This is a genomic window from Sphingomonas sp. CCH9-E2 (assembly GCF_001557215.1).
Taxonomy (GTDB): Bacteria; Pseudomonadota; Alphaproteobacteria; order Sphingomonadales; family Sphingomonadaceae; genus Sphingomonas.
On sequence record NZ_LSJM01000311.1, the window covers coordinates 1 to 2,099 of the forward strand.

The 2,099-nt window shown below is 64.7% G+C and carries 4 protein-coding genes; 2 read left to right on the forward strand and 2 right to left on the reverse strand.

The window, feature by feature from the left end; translation table 11 throughout:
• A partial coding sequence (locus AX681_RS14740) for a gamma carbonic anhydrase family protein (protein ID WP_066659555.1) occupies positions 1-406 on the reverse strand: 406 nt, incomplete at its 3' end.
• A gap of 107 nt (positions 407-513) precedes the next feature.
• Between AX681_RS14740 and AX681_RS14745 the strand changes: the two genes are divergently transcribed.
• The gene (locus AX681_RS14745; protein WP_443026347.1) at positions 514-786 is read left to right on the forward strand and encodes a GlsB/YeaQ/YmgE family stress response membrane protein; all 273 of its coding nucleotides are present in this window, start codon (positions 514-516) and stop codon (positions 784-786) included.
• 62 nt (positions 787-848) lie between these two features.
• On the opposite strand, the gene AX681_RS14750 is transcribed toward AX681_RS14745, so the two are convergent.
• On the reverse strand, positions 849-1,070 hold the full coding sequence (locus AX681_RS14750) for a hypothetical protein (protein ID WP_066656625.1): 222 nt from the start codon (positions 1,068-1,070) through the stop codon (positions 849-851).
• Positions 1,071-1,278: 208 nt separating this feature from the next.
• Here AX681_RS14750 and AX681_RS14755 point away from each other — a divergent pair, with 208 nt between their 5' ends.
• Entirely contained in the window at positions 1,279-1,992 is a 714-nt protein-coding gene (locus tag AX681_RS14755; protein ID WP_066682433.1) for a CoA transferase subunit A, read from the forward strand.
• The last annotated feature ends 107 nt before the right edge of the window (positions 1,993-2,099 follow it).

Sequence of the window (2,099 nt, forward strand, 5' to 3'; positions counted from 1 at the left end):
TGCCGACGATCAGGCTACCGGGCGGAAACTCCTTGCCCTCGGTCACCAGCGCGCCGGCACCGATCAGGCAATCGTTGCCGATCACCGCGCGGTTGAGGATGATCGCGCCCATACCCACCAGCACGCGGTTGCCGATGGTGCAGCCGTGCAGGATCGCGTGATGACCGATCGTGCAGTCTTCCCCGATCGTCAGCGGCGCACCGGGATCGGAATGGAGCATCGCGCCTTCCTGGACATTGCTGCGTGCGCCCAGGATGATCGGCGTATTGTCGGCGCGGATGACTGCGCCGAACCACACGCTGGCCCCTGCTGCCAGCCGCGCGTCACCGATCACGTCGGCGCTCGGCGCGATCCAGGCATCGGGGTCGATCTCGGGCTGCAGGTCTTCGAACGCGTAGATCGGCATGCGGCTCTCCCGGTCGTCTTTAAAATCGGACGCAGGCGGAACGTCCGGCGATTTCAACCGTAGTGCATGTAACTCGGCCGGGCCGAGACGGATATGGGAGACATCCAATGATCAACCTGATTGTACTGCTGATCGTGGGCGGTGTGCTTGGCTGGCTGGCCAGCATCGTGATGCGGACCGATGCCCAGCAGGGCATTTTCCTCAACATCGTCGTGGGCATTGTCGGTGCGTTGCTTGCCGGATTGCTGATCACGCCGATGATCGGCGGCGCGTCGATCACCGACGGGTCGTTCAGCGCAACGTCGCTGCTGATTTCGTTCCTGGGCGCGGTCGTGCTGCTCGGGATCGTCAACCTGGTTCGTCGCGGCTCGGTCCGCTAACGGACGCTTCACTCTACCCTTCCCAAGCCCTTACGGGGTGACCATCCGGTCGCCCCGTATTTTTATCCCGGAAAGGCGGGCAGGCCGGGGACGGATACGCCGAACAGCAGCGCGATCCCCACTGCACCGCACAACACGGCCAGCGTCGAGGACATCGAGAACAGGCCCCAGCCTACCGCCGTGACCATTGCCGGATTGGGCCGCGCGGCGCGGCGGTTCTGCTCGGCCGAAATCAGGACGAAGCCCGTCAGCAGCCCATAGATGAACACCGAAAATTCAAGCATGCGATTCTGATCCCGCCCCCGGAAACCGGTCGGATGCTATCGGGCATTGGTTAATTCTTCAACGCGGTCGGGCACGTATTTACCGCAGCGCAGCAGTGTTTCGTCGCATTGCAATGCCCCAAAGTTGAAAGTTGGTTCAGGTTCGCTTGACCGCGCCGACCCCGCGCGACTATCGCCGCGGCATTGGGGTTAGGAGAGACTCGCGGCGATGAACAAGCTGTACCCGACTGCCGAAGCGGCGCTCGAAGGCCTGCTGCACGACGGCATGACGATTTGCGCGGGCGGGTTCGGCCTGTGCGGCATCCCGGAACGACTGATCGACGCGATCCGCGACAGCGGCGTTACCGGCCTCACCATCGCCAGCAACAATGCCGGGATCGATGGCGAGGGACTTGGCAAGCTGCTGCGCACGCGCCAGGTGCGCAAGATGATCTCGTCCTATGTGGGTGAGAACAAGGAGTTCGAGCGGCAATATCTGGCGGGTGAGCTTGAGGTCGAGTTCTGCCCCCAGGGCACGCTGGCCGAACGCTGCCGGGCGGGCGGCGCGGGCATCCCCGGCTTCTACACCAAGACCGGCGTCGGAACGAAGGTGGCCGAGGGGAAAGAGGTCAAGGTGTTCGACGGGCAGGAGTATATCCTGGAACGCGGCATCCGCGCCGACCTTGCGATCATCAAGGGGTGGAAGGCGGACGAGGCGGGGAACCTGATCTTCCGCAAGACCGCGCGCAACTTCAACCAGCCGATGGCGACCGCCGCCAATATCTGCGTCGCCGAGGTCGAGGAAGTGGTGCCGGTCGGCAGCCTCGACCCCGACACGATCCATCTGCCCGGCATCTATGTGAAGCGGATGATCGTCGGCGCGCCCTACGACAAGAAGATCGAGTTCCGCACGGTCCGTCAGCGGACCAGCGAGGCGGCGTGAGCCGGCTGCGTGCCCTGCTGACGCTGGGCGCGGCGGGGCTGCTGTGCGGCGGGTGCGTCGCCGCGGCGATCCCGATTGTCGCGGTCGGCTCGGGCTGTGGCTCGGGC

Coding starts and splice junctions, on each gene's coding strand:
- AX681_RS14755 (WP_066682433.1), top strand. CDS start 1,279: ATGAACAAGCTGTACCCGACTGCCGAAGCGGCGCTCGAAGGCCTGCTG.
- AX681_RS14750 (WP_066656625.1), bottom strand. CDS start 1,070: ATGCTTGAATTTTCGGTGTTCATCTATGGGCTGCTGACGGGCTTCGTC.
- AX681_RS14745 (WP_443026347.1), top strand. CDS start 514: ATGATCAACCTGATTGTACTGCTGATCGTGGGCGGTGTGCTTGGCTGG.